Annotated in this window: 21 protein-coding genes; 8 read left to right on the top strand and 13 right to left on the bottom strand. The window is 63.8% G+C overall.

Translation table 11 applies throughout. The features are described from left to right. Positions 1 to 87 precede the first annotated feature (87 nt). Both FJ936_RS06285 and denD read left to right on the top strand, forming a co-directional pair. Positions 88 to 297: a hypothetical protein gene (locus FJ936_RS06285; protein ID WP_140661799.1), complete on the top strand. Its 210-nt coding sequence runs from the start codon at positions 88 to 90 to the stop codon at positions 295 to 297. Positions 298 to 309: 12 nt separating this feature from the next. Next, positions 310 to 1,290 (top strand): D-erythronate dehydrogenase, encoded by a 981-nt coding sequence (gene denD / locus FJ936_RS06280; RefSeq protein ID WP_015315871.1) that lies wholly within the window; start codon positions 310 to 312, stop codon positions 1,288 to 1,290. A gap of 38 nt (positions 1,291 to 1,328) precedes the next feature. Here denD and FJ936_RS06275 read toward each other — a convergent pair whose 3' ends face one another. From FJ936_RS06275 to FJ936_RS06260, 4 genes are all read right to left on the bottom strand, one after another. Next, positions 1,329 to 2,423, bottom strand: coding sequence for a nickel/cobalt transporter (locus FJ936_RS06275; RefSeq protein ID WP_246680424.1), 1,095 nt, complete (start codon positions 2,421 to 2,423; stop codon positions 1,329 to 1,331). A gap of 77 nt (positions 2,424 to 2,500) precedes the next feature. Then, positions 2,501 to 3,169 carry a DUF1007 family protein gene (locus tag FJ936_RS06270; RefSeq protein ID WP_140619413.1) on the bottom strand — a complete coding sequence of 223 codons (669 nt, stop codon included), beginning with the start codon at positions 3,167 to 3,169 and terminating at the stop codon, positions 2,501 to 2,503. Positions 3,170 to 3,336: 167 nt separating this feature from the next. Then, complete coding sequence (locus FJ936_RS06265; RefSeq protein ID WP_127275856.1) at positions 3,337 to 4,236, bottom strand: LysR family transcriptional regulator; 900 nt, start codon at positions 4,234 to 4,236, stop codon at positions 3,337 to 3,339. Positions 4,237 to 4,239: 3 nt separating this feature from the next. Next, positions 4,240 to 5,436, bottom strand: a complete 1,197-nt coding sequence (locus FJ936_RS06260) for an amidase (RefSeq protein ID WP_140789063.1) — start codon at positions 5,434 to 5,436, stop codon at positions 4,240 to 4,242. 541 nt (positions 5,437 to 5,977) lie between these two features. On the opposite strand from FJ936_RS06260, the gene odc2 reads away from it, so the two are divergent. Next, on the top strand, positions 5,978 to 7,111 hold the full coding sequence (odc2, locus tag FJ936_RS06255; protein ID WP_015315876.1) for an ornithine/lysine decarboxylase: 1,134 nt from the start codon (positions 5,978 to 5,980) through the stop codon (positions 7,109 to 7,111). 98 nt (positions 7,112 to 7,209) lie between these two features. Then, positions 7,210 to 7,779 carry an N-acetyltransferase gene (locus tag FJ936_RS06250; protein WP_140789065.1) on the top strand — a complete coding sequence of 190 codons (570 nt, stop codon included), beginning with the start codon at positions 7,210 to 7,212 and terminating at the stop codon, positions 7,777 to 7,779. 90 nt (positions 7,780 to 7,869) lie between these two features. Here FJ936_RS06250 and FJ936_RS06245 read toward each other — a convergent pair whose 3' ends face one another. The 5 genes from FJ936_RS06245 to FJ936_RS06225 form a co-directional block, all read right to left on the bottom strand. Then, positions 7,870 to 8,154, bottom strand: a complete 285-nt coding sequence (locus tag FJ936_RS06245) for an SCP2 sterol-binding domain-containing protein (protein WP_015315878.1) — start codon at positions 8,152 to 8,154, stop codon at positions 7,870 to 7,872. A gap of 174 nt (positions 8,155 to 8,328) precedes the next feature. After that, complete coding sequence (locus FJ936_RS06240; RefSeq protein WP_140789067.1) at positions 8,329 to 8,850, bottom strand: hypothetical protein; 522 nt, start codon at positions 8,848 to 8,850, stop codon at positions 8,329 to 8,331. Positions 8,851 to 8,879: 29 nt separating this feature from the next. Then, entirely contained in the window at positions 8,880 to 9,305 is a 426-nt protein-coding gene (locus tag FJ936_RS06235) for a hypothetical protein (RefSeq protein WP_015315880.1), read from the bottom strand. A 13-nt stretch (positions 9,306 to 9,318) separates the two neighbouring features. Beyond that, positions 9,319 to 9,891 carry a rod-binding protein gene (locus tag FJ936_RS06230; protein WP_181171161.1) on the bottom strand — a complete coding sequence of 191 codons (573 nt, stop codon included), beginning with the start codon at positions 9,889 to 9,891 and terminating at the stop codon, positions 9,319 to 9,321. 120 nt (positions 9,892 to 10,011) lie between these two features. After that, on the bottom strand, positions 10,012 to 11,991 hold the full coding sequence (locus FJ936_RS06225) for a BTAD domain-containing putative transcriptional regulator (RefSeq protein ID WP_141906229.1): 1,980 nt from the start codon (positions 11,989 to 11,991) through the stop codon (positions 10,012 to 10,014). 150 nt (positions 11,992 to 12,141) lie between these two features. On the opposite strand from FJ936_RS06225, the gene FJ936_RS06220 reads away from it, so the two are divergent. Both FJ936_RS06220 and FJ936_RS06215 read left to right on the top strand, forming a co-directional pair. Further along, the gene (locus FJ936_RS06220) at positions 12,142 to 12,426 is read left to right on the top strand and encodes a hypothetical protein (RefSeq protein WP_181171431.1); all 285 of its coding nucleotides are present in this window, start codon (positions 12,142 to 12,144) and stop codon (positions 12,424 to 12,426) included. A 43-nt stretch (positions 12,427 to 12,469) separates the two neighbouring features. Beyond that, on the top strand, positions 12,470 to 13,339 hold the full coding sequence (locus FJ936_RS06215; RefSeq protein WP_141906228.1) for a DUF1194 domain-containing protein: 870 nt from the start codon (positions 12,470 to 12,472) through the stop codon (positions 13,337 to 13,339). A 30-nt stretch (positions 13,340 to 13,369) separates the two neighbouring features. On the opposite strand, the gene FJ936_RS06210 is transcribed toward FJ936_RS06215, so the two are convergent. From FJ936_RS06210 to flhA, 3 genes are read right to left on the bottom strand one after another with little or no spacing between them, the layout of a single operon-like run. Then, positions 13,370 to 13,753 carry a hypothetical protein gene (locus tag FJ936_RS06210; protein WP_140619426.1) on the bottom strand — a complete coding sequence of 128 codons (384 nt, stop codon included), beginning with the start codon at positions 13,751 to 13,753 and terminating at the stop codon, positions 13,370 to 13,372. 1 nt (position 13,754) lies between these two features. Continuing rightward, a complete protein-coding gene (gene fliR / locus FJ936_RS06205; protein ID WP_140619428.1) occupies positions 13,755 to 14,507 on the bottom strand; it encodes a flagellar biosynthetic protein FliR in 753 nt (250 codons plus the stop codon). Continuing rightward, positions 14,504 to 16,591 (bottom strand): flagellar biosynthesis protein FlhA, encoded by a 2,088-nt coding sequence (gene flhA / locus FJ936_RS06200; RefSeq protein ID WP_141906227.1) that lies wholly within the window; start codon positions 16,589 to 16,591, stop codon positions 14,504 to 14,506. The genes fliR and flhA overlap by 4 nt, the downstream gene beginning before the upstream one ends. Positions 16,592 to 16,706: 115 nt before the next feature. Between flhA and FJ936_RS06195 the strand changes: the two genes are divergently transcribed. Together FJ936_RS06195 and FJ936_RS06190 are read left to right on the top strand one after the other, a co-directional pair. Further along, positions 16,707 to 17,006 (top strand): putative quinol monooxygenase, encoded by a 300-nt coding sequence (locus tag FJ936_RS06195; protein ID WP_015315888.1) that lies wholly within the window; start codon positions 16,707 to 16,709, stop codon positions 17,004 to 17,006. Between the two features lie 234 nt (positions 17,007 to 17,240). After that, complete coding sequence (locus tag FJ936_RS06190; protein WP_140661808.1) at positions 17,241 to 19,022, top strand: chloride channel protein; 1,782 nt, start codon at positions 17,241 to 17,243, stop codon at positions 19,020 to 19,022. Positions 19,023 to 19,044: 22 nt separating this feature from the next. Here FJ936_RS06190 and FJ936_RS06185 read toward each other — a convergent pair whose 3' ends face one another. After that, positions 19,045 to 20,688: an MFS transporter gene (locus FJ936_RS06185; RefSeq protein WP_140619434.1), complete on the bottom strand. Its 1,644-nt coding sequence runs from the start codon at positions 20,686 to 20,688 to the stop codon at positions 19,045 to 19,047. Between the last annotated feature and the right edge of the window lie 276 nt (positions 20,689 to 20,964).

Raw genomic sequence — 20,964 nt, 5'->3', positions numbered from 1 at the left:
TCGATCGATGACCGTTGATCGGACCTGCCTCAGGAGTCCTCCAGCTTTGCAACTCAGCTCGATGAACGACCGCCGTTCCGGTGCGGCATGATGGACCGTGACACGCGCAATGCGGCCATTGCGGCGGTCTGGATCATGCTTCTGTTCGGCATTACCGCTTTCTACCTGCCGACCGTGATGTTGGCACTCGGCAGTTATTCGACCGTGCTGGCGGGTATCTTCGGCACCGTCTTCGTGCTGGCGTTTTTCCTGGTGTTCTGGTTGCGCGCGCGCACCCAGCGCAAAAATCGGAAGTAAGGGATATCGGACATGCGCATTTTGATCACCGGCGCCGCGGGCATGGTCGGCCGCAAGCTCATCGCCCGGCTGGCCAAGGACGGCACGCTGCGCGGCGAGAAGATCACCGCGCTCGACCTGCACGACATCGTACCGCCGCAGGCGCCAGCCATGGACGGCGTCAGCGTCGCGCTGCACACGGGGGACCTTGCCGAAGCAGGCGCCGCGGAAAGCCTGGTTGTGTCGCGCCCCGATGTCGTCTTCCACCTCGCCGGCATCGTGTCGGGTGAGGCGGAAGCGAATTTCGACCTCGGCTACCGCGTCAACCTCGACGGCACGCGTGCGCTGTTCGACGCCATCCGCCTGGCAGGGTTTGCGCCGCGCGTCGTCTTCACGTCGTCAATCGCCGTTTTCGGCGCGCCGTTCCCGGATGTCATACCGGACGAATTCCACCCGACGCCGCTGACCTCCTACGGCACGCAGAAGCAAATGAGCGAAGCGCTGCTGGCAGACTATTCCAGGCGCGGCTTCTTCGACGGCATCGGCATCCGGCTGCCGACGATCTGCGTGCGGCCCGGCAAGCCCAACAAGGCGGCGTCCGGCTTCTTCTCCGGTATCATTCGTGAACCCTTGAGCGGGCAGGAGGCGATCCTGCCGGTGCCGCGCTCGGTCGTGCACACCCATGCCAGCCCGCGCTCGGCGGTGAGTTTCCTGATCCATGGCGCGGAGATCGAGGGCGCAGCCGTGGGGCCGCGCCGCAACCTGACGATGCCGGGTGTCGCCGTCACCGTTGGCGAGCAGATCGAGGCGCTGGAACGGGTGGCTGGATCGCAGGCGACAAGCCTGATCCGCGAGGTGCCCGACGAGACGATCTGGGCAATCGTCAAGGGCTGGCCGACCCGCTTCGAGGCGCGGCGGTCAAGGGAACTTGGCTTCAGTGCCGAAAAGAGTTTTGACGAGATCATCCGCGCGCATATCGAGGATGAGCTGGGCGGCAAGATTCCCGGTCAGTAGCGCACGGTGCCTATCCCATTCCAACGGAATGGTAGGGTCTAAACGCTGCCCGTCAGGCTCGCGGACAGCAGCAGCAGTCCGAACAGGAAGACGAAGGCCGCGCCGCCGATCTCGACGATCGAGTGGATGCGGTTGCCCATGCGGCCGTCGCCGGCGAAATACACCGCCCAGTTCTTGGCGGTCACCGCCAGTGTGGCCAGGCCCGAGACGGTGATCGCGGTTCCGATCGACATTGCCAGCACCGACAGCAGGCCGCCGAGCCAGAGCCCGTTGAGCAGCGCGAAGCTGAGAACGATCAACGCACCGGAGCAAGGGCGGATGCCGACGGCGGCCACCGCCGACCAGGCGGTGCGCCAGTCGAAGCGGTCACCCGACAGCAGCGCCGGATCGGGCGCATGCGAGTGGCCACAGGTGTCGCAGACCTCGCCGCTGGCGTGGTCGTGATGCGCATGATCATGCGCGCCGTGGCCGTAATGATCGTGCGAATGGCCATGCCCATGGTCGTGATCGCCATGCCCGTGCAGTGCGTGGGAATGAGCGTGCGCCGCATGGTCGTGAGCGCCATGCGAATGGCCGGCATGGGAATGACCGGCGTGAGCCGCCGACAGGCTGTAGGCCGGGCCCTTGCCAAACAGGCGCAGGACGGCTGGGCCGAGCTTGCGCCACAAAAGCCAGGCGCCAAAGAGGGTGACCAGGGCAAAGCTCATGATCTCCATGAACCAGGCCGCATCGGTCATCGAGATGGTGGTGCCGCGCAGGACGAAATAGGCCAGCAGCATCACCAGGATCGCCGTCAGGCCCTGCAGCAGCGCCGAGACGAAGGACAATAGGATGCCGCGCTTCAGCGCCACTTCGTTGGCCACCATATAAGACGAGATCACCGCCTTGCCGTGGCCGGGGCCGGCGGCGTGGAAAATGCCATAGGCGAAGGACAGGCCGATGAGTATCCAGATCTTGCTGTTGTCCTGGCGCATTGCCTTCATGGCGGTCGCCAGCGCGCGGTAGAATTCCTGCTGCTTCAGATTGATCCACATCAGGATATGGGCGAACGGACCGGTGGTGGGTGCCATGCCGTCATTGACGCCGATGCCGAGCGAACTCTGGGCGTGCGCGGCATTGGCGAAATGCATCATGGCAAAGGCAAGGGCCAACAGGCCGACTGCCAAACGCAGGGACGGTTTCGAACAGTTCCCGATCGGGTTCACCGGATCTATCCTTCTGGCTGACAGGTCAGTTCGAGTTTGGTGGCAAAGATCTTGCTCATGTCGGTGCCTGTCGGATCGTTGAAGAAGGCATCCGTCAGGGTCTTCTGGTTTTCCTTGATCGCTTCGTCCGGGTCCGGCCGGACGACCTTGCTCGTGCAGTTCGACGGCAGGCCCTCGACGGTGATGTTGGAATCCTCGGTGAAGTCGATCGCCGTGTAGAAGGTCGGATCGTAGACGCCGATGTCGATCGTGCCGGACAGCTTGATCGGCGCCTTCGGTTCGGATTCAAACAGGATGATCAACTGGTCGTTGTCGAAATTGGCCATCAGATGCGGCGGCGGCGTCATCGCCACGTCCTTGCCGTCCTGCGTGACGAGCTGGAAATAATTGAACTCGGCCAGCGAGGCATGGACGGTGTCGGCGACCTCCTTCAGCTCCTTGTCGTCAAGCTTCAGGTCGGAGTTCTTGTCGAACTCCATCATCACCGTGCTCGAAAACAGATCGTCGAAGCGCCACAGATGACGCAACGCTTTCACACTTTGGTGATCCGGGGACAGGACCACGTCGAGGCGCGCCTCGGCGAAGACGTGCGGATGCACCTCGGCCGGTCCTGTCGCGGCAAAGATCGCCGCCAAGGCCGAGGCCAGCATGATTGCGTGCCGTTTCAGATGCATTCGCGGTCGCGATTCCCTTGGCTTTCGAGAGCGTGGTCGAAGGTTACCAGAAAGGGGGCGAAATTGGGACTGCGGGCGCATGTCACCCAAAAGTGCGCGAGGCTTTGGATAGAGCCACGCATGCAGGAGAGCTCAAAAGCGTGCGGTATCCGGGCTGCTGGGGCAGGTCAGGCGCTCTCGCGCGTCCTGAACCACTGCACCAGGAAATCGACGAAAACGCGCACCTTCGCCGGAAGGTAACGGCGATGCGGATAGACGGCGAAGATGCCTCCGCCCGACAGGATGCGGTCGTCGAGCACCGCCACCAATTGGCCGCTCTTGAGGTCTGGGGCGGCGATGAAATCCGGCAGGATGCAAAATCCAAGCCCCGACAAGGCCGCGGCGCGCGCCGCCATCGGGCTGTTGACCTCGATCGGGCCGGAGACGGCGATGCTCACCGGATCGCCATTGTCGCCCTTGAAGGGCCAGTTGTTCAGTCCGCGGCCATTGGTGTCGACGATGCAGGGCATGTGGCTGAGATCCTGCGGTCGCGTCGGCATGCCATGCTTGGCGATCAGTTCTGGAGAGCCGCAGAGCTTGATCGAAAACGGCGCCAGCCGCCTGGCGATCAGCGACGAGTTCTCCAGCCGCGAGATGCGCACGGCAAGGTCGAAGCCTTCCTCGACCAGATCGACAAAGCGGTCGTCGAGCTGGATGTCGAGCACGATGTCGGGATACTGCTTGGCGAAGTCGATCAGCGACTGGCCGATCGGCGCGTCGGCGAAGGTGCGCGGCGCCGACAGCTTGATGCGGCCGCGCACGTCGCCGGAGGACTCGCGCACGGCGTCGGCCAGGCTATCGACCTCGCGCACGATTTCCGAGGCGCGGCGGTAGTAGGTGTGGCCGGCCTCGGTCATCGAGAACTGGCGCGTGGTGCGGTTCAGCAGCAGAGCGCCGAGCTCGTCCTCCAGCTCGCGCACATATTTCGACAGCAGCGCCTTGGAGCGGCCGATCTTGCGCGCCGCCGCCGAAAAGCCTTCGGCCTCGACGACGTCGATGAAGGCGCGCATGCGGGTCAGTGTGTCCATTGTTCAGGCTCTTTGTGCTGCGTCGAGAAGTTTTCGGCCGAGCCGTATCAGGGCAATGTCGCTGCCGGAAGGGCCAAGCAGCGACAGGCCGAACGGAGCGCCGGCGACCGAGCCGATCGGCAAGGTGATCTGCGGAAAGCCGGAGAGCCCGGCCAGGCATAGAAGATGGAGCGCGCGTTCGCGGTAGGCCTGGAATTGCTCCGGTGTGCTGGCGACATAGGGTGCCGGACCCGGCACCGTCGGCAGGACAATGAAGCCGTCCTTGCCAAGCAAGGCGCTGAGTTCGCCGCGAAAGGTCAGCCGGCGCACCTTCTCGGCCTGTGCTGTCCGGTCGTCGACCGCACGGCCAAAGCCGAACCGTTCCTCGACGCCGGGCCCGAGCTCGCGCTCGCCGCTGGTGATCCATTCGCCATGCACTGTCCAGGCCTCCTTGGCCTGCAGGCGGCGAAAGCACCAGTAGAGTTCGTCCGGGGACGAGCTGAAGCGCGTCGCTGGCGTCGCCGGCGTGCCGAACACCGTGCCCACCAGCGCCTTCATTCCGGCATATTCGGCGGCCGCCGGCCGGGCGACCATCTCGTCCAGCCAGCCGAGCGCCAGCGGGCGGTCCAGGGAATGCTGGTGCGGATCGCGGCCAAGCAACAGCTTGCCGACAGTCTCATAGGTTTCGATGTCGTCGGCGAACCAGCCGAACGTGTCGAAACTCGGCGCCAGTTGCATGGTGCCGTCGAGGGAAATGCGACCATGCGTGGTGCGCAGCCCGATCAGCCCGCAGAAACTCGCCGGCGCGCGGATCGAACCCCCGGTGTCGGACCCCGTGGCGATGTCGGCCAACCTGCCCGCCACCGCCGCCGCCGACCCCGACGACGAGCCTCCGGTGACACGGTCGGGAGCCGCGGGGTTCACCGGAAACGGAAAATGCGCGTTCTGGCCGAATAGAGCGAAGGCCAGTTCGTCGGTCTGCGTCTTGCCGATGAAGCGCGCACCGGCGTCGAGAATTGCCTGCACGGCCGGCGCCGTGCGCGAAGCGGCGTGGCCATTGGCGAATTTCTGCAAATTGCCGCAACCGGTACGGTAGCCGGCAACGTCGTAAATATCCTTGACCGCCAGCCGCAGGCCGGCCAGGGGTCCAAGTTCGGCATGCGCCACCGGCATCTGGCGAAGGTCGAGAAAGGCGTTGAAAGGGCCGTGCGTGCCTGTCATCGTTCGATATCCGTATACGGTTGGCCAACATTGTTCGATGCCAGAAATTTTACAACCTGCGATACGATTTTTATTGATTGTGAAATGCTTCGCTCTTATATCGCGCTTGCCCAAAGTCGCACGTGCCTGTGGGTGTCCGCCGATCCTCGAATGGTGAGGGAAATCGGTAAGGTAACTGGAGCTAACCCCTCCAGTCGGTTTAGCGGCCAACCGCCAGACCGAGGACACCTTGAAGCAACGACGGTGCGGGCCTTTCTGGTTCTCTGCCGGTTGTCCAAAGACCGGGGTTACTGAAGAGGCACACCTTCATTGCCGGCAGTGCGGAACGGGGTTCTCCCAATCCAAGCCAAGGCAGACAAAGCGAACCGAAGCCGGGCAAGGCTAAGGTTCATCGCCGCGAGACGGCGTTTCATGGTTCCGGGGTCTCCACCGGCTGGTTCCATGGATTTTCCGTCCCGCCTTTGTTTGACCGCGTGTTCGCGAGGCCGACAGCCCGCGCCCGCACCCTTGTGCGCGCCGAAAGGCGCGATGGAGAAACCCGATGGCCACACAGCGCATCCTCGACTTCCTCGCCACCCGACGTCCGTCCGGCCCCTGCCTCGTCGTCGACCTCGACGTCGTGCGCGACAATTTCCGCGCCTTCGAGAAGGCTCTGCCCGATTCCAAGATCTATTATGCGGTGAAAGCAAACCCGGCGCCGGAAATCCTGCGCCTGCTTGCTGCGATGGGCTCGTCCTTCGACACCGCTTCCGTTGCCGAAGTCGAGATGGCGATGGACGCCGGTGCGCCGGCGGACCGCATCTCCTTCGGCAACACCATCAAGAAGGAGCGTGACATCGCACGCGCCTACCAGCTCGGTATCCGGCTGTTCGCGGTCGATTGCGTCGAGGAAGTCGAGAAGATCGCGCGCGCCGCTCCAGGCTCCCGCGTGTTCTGCCGCGTGCTGACCGATGGCGAGGGCGCCGAGTGGCCGCTGTCGCGCAAGTTCGGCTGCGTGCCCGACATGGCCGTCGACGTGCTGCGCCATGCCAGGGGCCTCGGCCTCGACGCCCATGGCGTGTCGTTCCATGTCGGCTCGCAGCAGACCGACCTGACCGCGTGGGACCGTGCTCTGGCCGACGCCAAGAAGGTGTTCGCGACGCTCGCGGAAGAAGGCATCGTCCTCAAGATGGTCAATATGGGCGGCGGCTTCCCGACGCGCTATTTGCGTGACGTGCCGGCGGCCCAGGCCTATGGCCAGGCGATCTTCTCGGCGCTGCGCAAGCACTTCGGCAACGCCATTCCCGAGACGATCATCGAGCCGGGCCGCGGCATGGTCGGCAATGCCGGGGTCATCAAGTCGGAAGTCGTGCTGATCTCGAAGAAGGCCGACAACGACAATGTGCGCTGGGTGTTCCTCGACATCGGCAAGTTCGGTGGTCTGGCCGAGACGATGGACGAGGCGATCCGCTATCCCCTCGTCACCCGCCATGACGGCAGCGAGACCGCGCCTTGCGTGCTCGCCGGCCCGACCTGCGATTCGGCCGACGTGATGTACGAGAAGACGCCCTATCCGCTGCCCTTGTCGCTGACCATCGGCGACGAGGTGCTGATTGAAGGCACCGGCGCCTACACGACCACCTACTCGGCGGTCGCCTTCAACGGCTTCGAGCCTCTCCGATCGTACGTGATCTGACGGCTCATTAGAGCTGTTCAGATCATCCCAGGTGGGCGCCCGTCGCCCACTTGGGCTCGCCTGTGGAACATATCTCCGCTCGTGAAGGGATCGCGGAAATGGAAATGTCAGTCGAATTCGTAGCTCATGCGCCGGCCTTCGCCATGGTCGCCGAAACCGCTGCCGACGTGGCGGCGCGCGAAGCCTTGCTCGATCGCGCCATGGGGCCGAAGCGCAAGACCAAATCATCGGAGAAGCTGCGCCGCGGCCGCCGGCCCTCGGAGGGGCTTGCCTTCGTCGCACGCGATGCCTCGGGCGGCGTGGCCGGCACCGTGCGGCTATGGGATGTCACGCTGGGCGAGGGCGGTCCGCCAGCGCTGCTGCTTGGCCCGCTCGCCGTCGACCCGTCGCTCGAGAGTGCCGGCATCGGCTCGGCGCTGATGCGGCATGCCATCGCGGAAGCCGCGCGCCTCGGCCACGCTGCGATCCTGCTGGTTGGAGACGAGCCTTACTATGGCCGCTTCGGCTTTTCGGCCGCCAGGACCGGGGCGCTCGCCATGCCGGGGCCTTACGAACGGCACCGTCTGCTGGCCTTGGAACTGGTGGAGGGCGTGCTTGACGGCGCCAGGGGCACGCTGAAGGCGTCCGGCCGCAAGCTCAAGGCACAGGCGCCGACCTTGGCCGCATGAGGCCTTAAGCGCGACTGCCCTTCAAACGAAACGCCGCCTGAAAAGGCGGCGTTTCGTTTACCTCAAAGTCGCTTCTGGCGGCCGCGCCTGTCAACCGATCAACTGGCTCAGCGCCATGGCGACGGTCATGTCGCCCTCGACCTTTATCTTGCCGGTCATGAACGCCATGGTCGGGTTCAGGTCGCCCGCGATCAGCGAATCCAGATCGTCGAGCGACAGCTTGATGGTGCAGTCGGCGGGAGCGTCCGTGGTCGAGACGGTCGCGCCGTCGATAACGATGACGCCGTCGCTGCCGGTGTCGAACTTCACGGAACGGTCGAAGCCGCTGCTGGCCACGCGCGACTTGATCTTCTCGGCTATATCCTGAACGCTCACGCTGTTCTCCCTGTCTGGTTGCATCTGTCACGCTACGCACTTCGGTCCAGCCGAAGTTCATGCGGCATCACTGGCGATCATGATCGCTGCCGCATATAGCTTCGGATTGACGTTTACGTCAACGCGAATTGCAGGGATTGGCCGCTCTAGAGTCACCGGCACCGGGCCGATGGCTTAGTGCGCGCTGACCGGCTTGGGAGTTTCGGTCGCCGGGGTGCTGGCATCCTGCCGCCGGCGCAGCCAGTTGTCGCGGATCTCATCCTTGCTCAGGAAATTGACCTGGTCGATCAGGACCTCATGGACCAGGGTTGCGCCGACCCGGGTGTTGATCGTGTCGCGGATCGCGGCGCGAAAGGCATCGAGGTCGAGCGTCGCCTTCTTGGTGAAGTCGATCTGGGGGTTGGCGTAGAGATAGGTGTAGACCTGATCGGTGATGAGCGCCTCGGCCGGGATCGACAGCTTCTTTATCTGCTCCGGCTCGACGGTGTAGACGAGCTTGGCCAGAAAATAGCCGTCGATCTTGGAATCGTGGATCAGCGGCACCGAAATGATGTCGGTCTTGACGTAGTCCAGCCCGCCCAGCATCGGCTTGGGTTTCTCACCGACGCCCTGTTCACCGGCGGCCTGGAACGAATAGAACACCGCGCCGAGCGTGGCGGCGCAGATCCAGACCGCTATGGCGATGACCTTGATCATTCTGAACCCGAGCCCGGCATTGCCGCGCTCTAACCTTTCATCCTGCCGAACTCGCCGGCGGAGTAGGTGCCGTCGGTCTCGGCGCGCTGGATGGCACTGCGCAGCAGGCTGGCGACCTCGTTGACGGCGCTCAGATGCGCCAGGATAGCGGCTTCGTTCTTCGCCAGCTTCTGGCGCAGCCGGGTCAGGCCCTCGCGGTGCTGCTCGAGGAATTCGGCTTCGCTGCCGCCCTTCATGGCCCGGGTCAGCTCGTAGAGATAGCGGCTCTTGCGGGCGTTCGACGCCTTGAGGTCATAGCTTGTATCGCTGCGGATGCCGGCGGTCTCTTCCTCGACCACCTCCTCGATGCGGCCGATGATGGCGGCAAGGTTTCCAGGCCGCGCGAAAGGAGTCGGTGCATCCGACGCGGTGGTGCGCGCGGGCAGCTTGGCGGTGAATTCCGAAGAGTCGGCCATGTGTTTCCCAGTCCTAGATCTTGATGTCTGTTTTTTTGGTTGTCTCGTCGCCGGTCATCGACTTGGCGGCTTTGCGCTGCAGCTCCTGGACGAGCGACGTGGACAGACGGGTCTGCTGATCGATCTGGGTTTTTTCCGGCCCATTCGAGACCGGGCCGATCGGAACCTTGCGCTTGCCGTCCATGTAGTGGTCGGCGAGCAGCGACTTGGCGATGCCGATGCCGCCGCGGTCAGCCATGACGTCGGCGACACGCTCGGCGAGCTGCGATTTCCACATGTCGCCTGCGAGACCCGTGCCATAGACGCCCTCGGTGTCCTTGGGCAGCATGTTCTGGATGAAGGTCTGCAGGACCATCGCCTCGAACTTCTTGAACTTCTTGGCCGGGTCGGCTGTCGCGGCGGCCTTGTCCGCCGTCGCGCGCGACAGGATCGAGCCGGCATCGACCGAAGCCGCGGTGTCGACCGAAAACGTGCCGGCGACGCTGCCGGCGCGCTTGGTCAGCGCGGCGCGGGCGGCCTCGATATCCATCGGATCGGCAGCTCGGGCGACATCCATCACGATGTCGCTGGGTGGAGAAATCGCCAAGAAGGTCCGCCTTTTGCCGGGTTTCCTTAGCCAGGACCATGCCTCAACAAGCTTGTGGCAGGCTTGCGGAGGCGGGCTTGATCTGGTTTCGCCGGGTCCAAGCCGTCTAGCCACCTTCCGTCAGGAAGCAGGAAGGCCAGCTCTCGACAGCATTTCGAGGAATCTCGCGTGATGATGATCCTTCACATAGCGAGGCACAAAGCCGGGGCAGACATTGCCCAGGTTGAGATGAGGAAGTTGTGACAGGCAATGGTGTATGGCCCTAGAGGCTTCTTCGTTGTTTCCGGTCGCCGACGCGGACGCGGCCCAGTAAAGGGCGCCGCGAACAAATCCCGGCTTTGTCCTGACCACCCTGCGGGCGACTTCGAGCGCCCGCCGATCGTCGCCGCCCGCAAACAGTGCGACAACCAAGCCATGATGACGCCAGAAATCGATGACGTCATGCGTTCCGAGCCGGATTGCCTCGTTCGCCTCACGCACTGCTTCGTTTACCTCTCCGCGCAATGCCAACAGCATCGAAATGTCGCCGTGGCCGGTCGGATAGCTTGGATTGAGACTGATCGCGTGCTGGCATTCGGCGATCGCTTCGTCGATGCGGCCACAGCTTTCGAGCGCGAATGACAGGATGCAGCGGGCGATTTCGTCGTCAGGCACCGCCCGTACCGCCGCCGCCGCAAGCTCGACCGCCCGCTCGATCTGGCCCGGCTCCCTGGGTAACGAGCCGAACGCCACGCCCATTGAAATTATAATCGAGAGCGTCCGCTTCGCACGCGCGTTGTCGACGCCTATGGAGACAGCTTTCTCGGCAAGTTCTAGCCCGATCAGAAGCGAGTCCCGGGTCATCTCAAAATACTTCATCAAAGCTTCGTTCACCAACCTGCGCACTTCGGGGGGACCAGGCGGACTCTTGTCGCGGACTTTCCAGTTGGTCAGTTGAAGGTCGAGGATCACGGCCAAGACAACAGACTGTGCGATCCTGTCCTGGAATTCGAGCGCATTCTCGGACTGCCCGTCGAACTTCTGGGCCCAGACGTTGTGGCCGCCAGCGGCATCGACAAGCTGGATGTTCACCCTCAGCCCATTGCCCGATCTCTGGACGCTGCCGCTAAGCACGTATCGCGCACGGAGCGTTCCCGGGATCTTGGTTCCTTCGGCACCACTTTTCTCCGCAGGCGGCTGTGCGGAGAGCACGACATAATCGGCCACCTCGGAAAGAGCCGTGGTGATGTCCTGCATGAGCCCCTTGGAGAAAAAGTCGTCGCCTTGCTTTCCGGTCAGATTGATGAAGTCGGCAACGCTGATCGATGGGCGCCCGTGGCGCTGGTTGGCTGGAACAGTATTTGCCGACTGTGTATTCGACGCCGTATCGGTAGACAGCATGGATTGCCAAAGCGCTCGCGTTTCCGGGCCGACCTCGACCCCGAATTCTTTCTTCAACATGCTTCTGCAAACTTCGTATGTCCTGATCGCCCTGTCGCGTTGACCCGACGCAAGCAGTAATTCCATCTTGAGCCGATAGGCCTCTTCCCGCGTCGGTTCCATGACGAGAACGCGATCGACCAGTATGATTCCGGTTTCCGTGTCAACGAGACGGGCCAATTTTTCGAAAGCTTCAAGTGCGCGGCTCAGCAATCTGTCGCGTTCGGATGTGACCCAGCCATCGAACCCATCGCTTCCCAGATAAAACCCGTCGAGGAACGGCCCGTTGTAGTTCGCCAGAGCCTTTTCGAGTTCCGGCACAGAACGGGCCGTGAGGCCTGCTTCGAACTCGTCCACGTCAACCCGAACCGCGTCTGGCGTGAGGCCAATCGATTCCCCGCGGGAATGGATAAGATTCACGCCTGCCCGCGATAAATCCCGGCGCAGAATACTGAGGGTTTGCCTCAGACTGTTGCGGGAGTGTTCGCTATCGCTGTCACTCCAGAATAGATCAGCCAGCCTCTCCCGTGTCGCTGCCATGCCTGGAGACCGGGACAGATAAGCGATGATCGCAGGCCCTCGTTTTCCTGTCAGCCGGAGCGAATCCGCCATGGCATTTTCGATCCTGAAACCACCGAAGAGTGAGATTCTATTTGTCTCGTTCTTATCTTCATTTTGCATTTGCTCTCCCCGCCTGACGAAATTCTAACTCAAAACTAACGCTTCGCAAACAGTAGCGGCCCACCCTCAAGCGCTGCCGTGATGCAGGATTGTCTAGGTCCGGCGAGTTAGGGGGCCGAGTCATCAAGAACTTGGCTTGAGGGGTGCCGGGTGTCTGAGATCAGAGCCAATTTGCTGCTGCTGTTGGCGGCCGCTATATGGGGCCTCGCCTGGCCCGATCCGTTCCGTAGTGCAGTGCTCGCCAGCCGGTTGCCGGCAATGCTAGCGACAACCGTAGCCCTCGGGGGGACCTTCCCGCGGGTCTGGTTGGGCGAGTCCTTCGCGGCGCTCGCCATGCAACTGAGTTTGCTGGGCTGTTACCTTCTATGGACCAAGGCGGATCTGCTGCTGCTCGGCGCGCGGAGCAAGGTTCTTCGCGAGATTTCCACATGTTGAAAAGTAACTGTTTGAGAATGCCCGTCTTGAGGTGGAGAATGACATGTTGGGTAGTATGCATCGGGGCGTAGGTGCCCTGTCCGTAGCGGCCTCTTTTCGCGAGCAGGCGTGCGCGATATGCAGGGGTACCCTGATATCGGGGACAGAGCGGTCAGCCGAAGGGCCAGCAACGCGTGCCGGCCTATTTTTGGCGCTGGTAGGGACACTTGGAGCTTCGGTGGTTTGGGCGCCGCAGGCCTGGGCGGCCAACGTCGATGTTGCCGTAGTATTCGCTGTCGATTTCTCATCCTCGGTCGATCCAAAGGTCGCCGATCTACAGCGCGAAGGTCATGCTGCGGCACTTACTTCTCCAGAGATCATCGCCGCCATCGCGCGCAATTACGTCGGCTGCATCAGCGTTGCCTACTTTGAGTGGTCAAGTCCCGGACACTCACGCGTCGTGCTGCCGTGGACAAACATCTGCGGGCTGGAAGACGCCAGAGCGGCCGCATCGGTGATCAGCAAGAAAGGAGATACCGGCTTCGCCCGTCGGGGGCGGAGCGGAACGTCCGTATCGTCGGCTATTGATGTCGGTGCCCTTCTGCTCGACCAGTTTCCGGGAACGGCAGCAAAGAAAGTAATCGACATCTCAGCCAACGGCGAGAATAATGATGGGCTTCCTGTCCAGCCGAGCAGGCTGAACGCCGTTGCCAAGGGGTATACAATCAACGCGATTGCCATTCCAACGCAGGATGAGGATCCCGATCAACCGTTGGCATCCTATTTTGCCAAATCGGTCATTGGCGGCTCCCAAGCCTTCGTTATAACGCCGAAGGGACCGAGTGACTATGTGATGGCCCTTCGCCGCAAGCTGGTTACGGAAGTAAGCATGGACGTTAGCCGGCAGGCGGATGGACTCTCTACGCAACATTGATGAGTTCGGGCAACGTTCCGGCTCCGCCAATTACTCCTGTCCCCGCTTCTGCGCGATCAGGTCCAGCCGCTCGCGGTCTGATCTCTCGCGCTCGTCGCGGTTGCGCAGGTCCCTGTAGGCGCGCTCGACCATGTTCGTGCGGGCGGTTGCCGCGGCGATGAGGGCGGCTTCTTGTCTCGCGCCTTCCAGGCTCTCCTCCTGGCGCACGACGGCCTGGGCGATGCGGCGATGATAGAGATCGGGGAACAGGCTAGAGAGGGAATTGTCCTGGTCGAAATGGCCGATCAATTCGCGGGCCTCGGTCTCGGCGGCGCTTGCCGCGGCGACGAAGGTGGCGTGGCGGGTTTCGTGCAGGGCTTTCAGCTGTCCCTGCACCTTGACCAGTTTCCTCAGACGATCCTTGCGCGTGCTCATGTCACCTCGCCAGCGTGAGGTCGACGAAGCCGTCGACGAACAGCGACAGCATGGTGCCGGCGGCGAAATAGAAGATCAGCATGCCGCCGGCCATGACGAAGGGCTGCGAGATGAAATAAATCGGGATCTGCGGCGTCAGCTTGTTGACGAAGCCGATCGTCAGATTGACGAGAATGGCATAGGCGACGAACGGGCTGCCGAGGCGGATGACCAGGAAGAAAGTGTCCGACACGGTGTCGGTGATGTCGACCAGCGCCGCCTGCGGGTTGAAGAAGACGTTGACCGGCGCGACCGTGTAGGACGCCACGAGGGCGCGGACGATCTCGTGATCGAAGTCGAAGACGAACAGCATCAGCAGCGCCGAGAACGAAATGATGGCGGCAAGGGCTGCCTGCGGCTCCGGTTCCTCGATCGCCGGTCCGCCGGAACCGCCATAGCCGATCAGCATGGCGATGGCCGAGCCCATGAAGCGAAGCGCCTCCATGTAGAGCCTGGTCATGGCGCCGATCAGCCCGCCGACCAGCAACTCCGAGATGATCATCGGCACCAGGATCTGCGGACGCGGATCAACGAAGGGAAAGATCTTGTCCCACAGGAAGGCAAGCAGGCCGCCGGTGGCGGCGATCGCGACGAACAGCCTGACCTGGACCGGGACGCGGGCGCTGGACAGGCCAGGCATCAGCATGAAACAGGCGCCGATGCGGCAGAAGGCGAGGAACGCCGCGATGACGACGGCCTGCGAGAGAACGCTCACGATATGGTCCCGAGCACCCTGATCTCGACGCCCTTGGCGATTTCGACATGGGAGAGCACCGGCAGCGTGGTGAACAGGCGCTCGATGATCATGCGCACATAGGGGCGGGCGTCGGGCGCGGTGACGAGGACAAAACGCTCGCCGGCTTCGAGGTGTTTCTTGATCGCCTTGGTGGCGTCCTGGCCGAATTCCTCCAACTGGCGCGGATCGATGTCGAATTCGCGCACCTCGCCCTTGGTGTCGCGCTTGAGGCTCTGGTGGAAGGCAAGGTCCCAGCGGTTGCCGAGGCGCAGCACCTTGAGCACGCCGCCTTCGGAGAGGTCGCCGCAGATCTGCTGGGCCATGCGGATGCGCACATGTTCGACGATCTGCTCGGTGCGGCGCACATGCGGCGCGATCTCGGCGATGGCCTCGATGATGAGATGCAGGTTGCGGATCGAGACGCGTTCGGCAAGCAGCAGCTTGAGCACCGCCTGCAGGCCGGGATAGGAGATGTGGGTGGTGCAGATCTCGTCGGCGAGCTTGCGGTATTCCTGGTCCTGGCGTTCGAGTAGCGCCTTCATGTCCTTGTAGGACAGGAGCTGCGGCAGGTTGTTGCGGATGACTTCCGAGAGATGGGTGAGCAGCACCGACATGTTGTCGGCGAAGGTGAAGTTCTCGCGCTTCAGATCCTCGGCGAAGGTTTCCATGACGGAGTAGGCGCGCATGCCGAAGGCGGGCTCACGAATCTCCTCGCCTGGGATTTCGGGTATGTCGCGGTTGCCGAGCAGCACCATGATCTCGCCGACGCGCATCGAATATTCGGCGACCACGGTGCCGTGCACCTTGATCTGATAGCTTTTCGGTGGGATGGCGAAGTCGTCGGCGACACGGACTTCCGGCACGACGAAGCCGTATTGCTGGGCGAATTTCTTGCGCATCTTGGACATGCGGAAGACCAGTTCCTGGTGCGAGACCAGGAGCCGGGTCGAAAGCTGCTTGCCGATCAGCAGTTCGATCTCGGCGGTGGCGAGCGAGGCCTTGACCGAGTTCTTCTCTTCCTCGGCCTTGCTCGCTTTTTCCTGGCTCTTCAGCGCCTCGGCCTCGGCGACGGCCCGGTTGTGGCGCATTGGAATGACATAGCCGAGGCCGGCCATGCCGGCGGCGAGCGCGAAGAACGGGAACAGTGGCAGGCCGGGCATCAGGCCGAGCAACACCAGCAGTGCGGCCGCCACGTAGAGCGCGCGCGGATGGGCGCCGAGCTGGCCGAACACGGCCTGGTTGGTCGAGCCGCGCGTGCCGCCCTTGGAGACCAGCAGGCCGGCGGCGAGCGAGACGATGAGCGCCGGGATCTGAGTGACGAGACCGTCGCCGACCGACAGCTTGATGAACACGTCGGCGGCCTCGCCCATGCCCATGCCGTGCCTGATGTAGCCGATGGCGATGCCGCCGACGATGTTGATGGCGGTGATGATGAGGCCAGCGATGGCGTCGCCGCGGACGAATTTCGAGGCGCCGTCCATCGAACCGAAGAAGGAGGATTCCTCTTCCAGTTCGCGGCGGCGCAGTTGCGCGGTCTTGTCGTCGATCATGCCGGCGGAGAGGTCGGCGTCGATCGACATCTGCTTGCCGGGGATGGCGTCGAGGGTGAAGCGCGCACCGACCTCGGCGATACGGGTGGCGCCCTTGGTGATGACGATGAAGTTCACCACGATCAGGATCATGAAGACGATCAGGCCGATGACGAAATCGCTGGCCATCACCAGCTTGGAGAAGCCGGCGATGACATAGCCGGCGGCGTGCGTGCCCTCATTGCCGTGCGACAGGATCATGCGCGTGGTGGCGATGTTGAGCGACAGGCGCAGCATGGTGGCAATGAGCAGCACGGTCGGGAAGGACGAGAAATCGAGCGGCCGCTGGATCCACAGCGCCACCATCAGGATCAGCACCGAAAGCGCGATCGAGAAGGCAAGCCCGATGTCGATGAGAAAGGCCGGGATCGGCAGGAACAGCACGGCCAGGATGACGACGATGCCGAGCGCGAAGAAGACGTCGCGGCCGTTCTTGGCCACCGCGCCGGGCTGGATGCTTTCGCTGATCGCCATTCTCGTCCTCGAAACCCTGGGCTGCCGAGCATGCGACAGCCCGGCGAGGGTAGCTGGCCAAGCTTGCGCGAGGGTGGGAGAGTGACGGAATCGACTCTCTCGCGAAGGACACCTCATGCTGCTGATCATCGGTACGATCCGCCTGCCGCCCGACAGGCTCGACGAGGCAAGGCCGGTGATGGAGCGCATGGTTCGCGCCAGCCGCGCCGAGGACGGCTGCCTTGAATATTCTTATGCGCAGGATGTGCTTGATCCCGGTTTGATCCGGATCACCGAGGTGTGGCGCGCCAGACCGGCCCTGGATGCGCATTTCCGCTCGCCGCATCTTGCCGACTGGCGCGCGAGCTGGCCGGGGCTCGGCATCGGCGAGCGCAATCTCGTGCTCTACGAGGCCGGCGAAGCCATGCCGACCTGAGCGGTCCGGCGCCCGGATCCTTGCCGCGCTCCGGCTCGGTGTACGCATTGTGCTGAAAGGGCACGGTTAGTTCGCAACTGGCGGGCGGCCCCGTCGGCCCAAAGCGGGAAAGGCCGGATCGGGCGGTTTCGCGGCCATAATGGCGCCTTTGATGTCGGCATTGTGGTTGTCACGACGTGCCGCCCGGCGTATCAGGCGGGTCTTCCTTTGCCTTGATATCGGCGAGCCGCCCCGGTGCTTTCCAGAAACCAACCCCAAGTCTACGCCCGCCGGCTGCGCGCGGTTCTTTTGAGGTCAGTCCCTCTGCTGGAGGCGCGCGGTATCGCCGTCGTCATGCTGGCGGGCGTTATCGGCGTCATGGCTGGCATACTGGTCACCGCGATGAGCCAGATCGTACAGGACCTGCACGGGCTGCTGTTCGGCGTCCAGCCCGGCGGGCGCCTGTCTGGCATGTTCTCGCTCGCCAATCCGATACAGGCGCTGATCCCGGCGATCGGCGGTATCCTGCTCGGGATATCGGTGGTCTGGCTGAGGCTCCGGAAATTCCGCACGCCGGTCGATCCGATCGAGGCCAACGCGCTCTATGGCGGGCGCATGTCTCTGACCGATACCTTCATCATCGTCGTGCAGACGATGATTTCCAGCGGCTTCGGCGCTTCGGTCGGTCTGGAGGCGGGCTACACGCAGGTCGGCTCAGGCGTCGCCTCACGGCTGGCGCGCGCTTTCCGGTTGCGCCGCAACGACGTCCGCATCCTGGTTGGCTGTGGTGCCGCCGGCGCCATATCGGCCGCCTTCGACGCGCCGCTGACGGGCGCCTTCTACGGTTTCGAACTGGTCATCGGCATCTACTCGGTCGCCAATGTCGCCCCTGTCATGACGGCCGCGATCTCGGCGTCGCTGACGGCGGAAGTGTTCGGCGGCGTGCCCTTTCCGCTCGAGCTTTCAGGGTTGCCGCAACTCACCGCCAGCCAATATGTGCCTTTCCTGTTGCTCGGCCTGCTTGGCGGTGCTGCCTCGATCGCCATCATGCAACTCGTGACGTTGATCGAGCGTGGGTTCAACCGCCTGTCGGTCGACGCCTCGCTGCGCCCCGTCATCGGTGGTGTGCTGGTCGGCCTCCTCGGCCTGATCACGCCGCAGGTCCTGTCCAGCGGCCACGGCGCGCTGCATCGCGAGTTCGCCATGAATTACGGGCTGGCGGTGGTGGCCAGCGTCTTCGTGCTGAAGCTGGCGGCGTCGGCGATCTCACTGGGTTCGGGCTTTCGCGGCGGATTGTTCTTCGCCTCGCTGTTCCTTGGTGCGCTACTAGGCAAGTCGTTCGCCGGTGTCATGGCGCTCGTGTCGCCGGCGACCGGTATCGACCCCTCCGTCGCCGCCGTTGTCGGCATGACGTCGCTTGCCGTCGGCGTCGTCGGCGGGCCTCTGACCATGACCTTCCTGGCGCTGGAATCGACCCGCGACCTGACGCTCACCGGCGTGGTGCTGGCCGCCTCGATCATGGCGGCGATCCTGGTGCGCGAGACCTTCGGTTATTCGTTCTCGACCTGGCGCTTCCACCTGCGCGGCGAGACGATCCGCAGCGCCCACGATGTCGGCTGGATGCGCAGCCTGACCGTCGGCTCGATGATGCGCGAGGACATCAAGACCGTCGATGCGTCGACGACGCTGGCCGCCTTCCGCAAGGAATTCCCGCTGGGTTCGGCCCAGCGCGTGATCGCCGTCGACCCGGGGGATGAGTATGTCGGCGTGCTGATCGTGGCCGAACTGCACAGCGATCCCTCCGGGGGCGAGGTGCCGGTGCGCGACCTTGCCCAGTACAAGGATGCCGTCCTGGTGCCCAGCATGAACGTGCAGGCCGCCGCCGAGACCTTCCAGCGCGCCGGCGCCGAGGAACTGGCCGTGGTCGAGGACTTCGCCGACCACATCGTGCTCGGGCTGCTGACCGAGGGCCATTTGATGCGGCGCTATGCCGAGGAACTCGAAAAGGCCCGCCGGGACCTGTCGGGAGAGGGGTAGGCGCCGCGAACCTTCGAATTCGTCAGTGCTCGATCGGCCCCTTGGCCATCACCAACGCGGTGCCGGCGGTCGTCGGGCGCTCGATGACGCGGCGCACGCGCGGCGGCTCGTTGCCCGAGTGCAGCGCCCGCAAGCGTTCGCCGACCATGGCGTCGGCTTGGGTGATGCGACCGTTATGCCTGACATATTCGAGCCAGGTCGGCGTGTGGTAATGCTCGATCCAGATCGCCGGATTTTCGAGATCGCGCGCCAGTGTCCAGTTGCGGGCGCCGTCGCGGCGGCGGATGCGGCCGCGCTCGGCCATGGTGGCGAGGAATTCCGCCTCGTCCTCGTGCCGGATGATGTATTCGATCATAATGGCGATCGGACCGCTGCGCGGCTTCAGGTCGAGTGCCAGGTGGGGCTCCTTGAAGCGGTTGAGCGGGTCGAGGTTGAGCACCTGCTGTTGCGGCAGCGGCAGCACGAGGCCGATGGCGCCGCCGGCCAGCATGGCGATGGCTGCGGCGATCAGCGCCGTCTCGGCGCCATGCGCGTCGGCGACGACACCCCAGATCCAGCTGCCCAGTGCTATGCCCCCGAAGGTTGCGGTCTGGTAGACCGACAGAACCCGGCCGACCACCCAGCGCGGTGTCGCCATCTGCACGGTGACGTTGAAATGCGAGAGCGCGATCACCCAGCAGGCACCGCCGACCAGCAGGCCGAGCGAGGTCTGCCAGGCATGCTGGCTGACGGCGGCGTTGAAGGCGCAGGCCGCAAAGCCGGCGAAGGCACAGCGCACCATCGTCTCGCTGGAGAGCAGTTGCCGCAGCCGCACGCTGATCAGCGCCCCGCCGACGGCGCCGATGCCGAAGGCGCCCAGCATGATGCCGTAGGTCAGCGCATCGCCCTTGACGACGTCGCGCGCCACCAGCGGCAACAGCGCCAGCACCGCGCCGGCGCTGAAGCCAAAGGCGGCGCCCCTGACCAGCACCTTGCCGATATTGGGCGACATGGCGACGTAGCGCAGGCCGGCGCCCATGGCGGCCCCCAATGACTCGCGCGGCAAGGTCGAGGCCGGCAGATCCGGCTTCCAGCGTGCGAGCACGACGATAAGCCCGACATAGCTCACCGCGTTCGCCGCGAAGGCCGCGGCCGCGCCGGCGGCCGCGACGATGATGCCACCGATTGCCGGGCCGACGCTGCGTGTCAGGTTGAAGCCCATGGAATTCAGCGCCACGGCGGCAGGCACCTTGTTGCGCGGAACGATGTCGCCGACGGAGGCCTGCCATGACGGGCTGTTGAGTGCCGTGCCGCTGTCGATCAGGAAGGTAAAGGCCAGCAGCGTCCACGGCGTGATCAGGTCCAAATAGGTGAACGCGGTCAAAAGCACCGAAACGACCAGCATGAAGGTCTGGGCGACCAGCATCACCTTGCGGCGATCGAAGCTGTCGGCGATGGCGCCGGCGACAAGCGCGAACAGCATGATCGGCAAGGTGGTCGAGGCCTGGACCAGGGCGACCTGATAGGGCGAGGTGGCGATGGTGGTCATCATCCAGGCGGCGCCGACGCCCTGGATCAAGCCGCCGAAATTGGAGACGAGGCTCGCGCCCCATACGGCCCGGAAGATGCCATGCCGGAACGGCGCCAGCGCCGAGACGCTTTCGCTATCCGGCTTCTCGTCAATCATGGATGGGTTCCTGCCACGGCGCGCTGATCCTTGCGGGAACCCGTTTCCCCGCATGATTTGCCGAAACTATGGCATCGCGGCGCAAAGGGCGAATGCCTTGCAGGGAAGATCATGGTCCAACAAGGGGATAGCGAAGGGCCACACGCTGGCGCCGCCACCGCAAACCGTCGCGCCCTGAATGGCACTCCACAGCATGTCGCGGCGAACAGGATTCGCCCGACCTTGCTGTAAGCTTCTGATTTTATACAGGTCGTTGTTCCGGAACCGGGAACCACT

The sequence above is a fragment of the Mesorhizobium sp. B2-4-13 genome (assembly GCF_006658535.1).
GTDB lineage: Bacteria > Pseudomonadota > Alphaproteobacteria > Rhizobiales > Rhizobiaceae > Mesorhizobium > Mesorhizobium australicum.
Note: the sequence above shows the minus strand (reverse complement) of the source record. Positions and strands in the feature narration are given on the sequence as shown.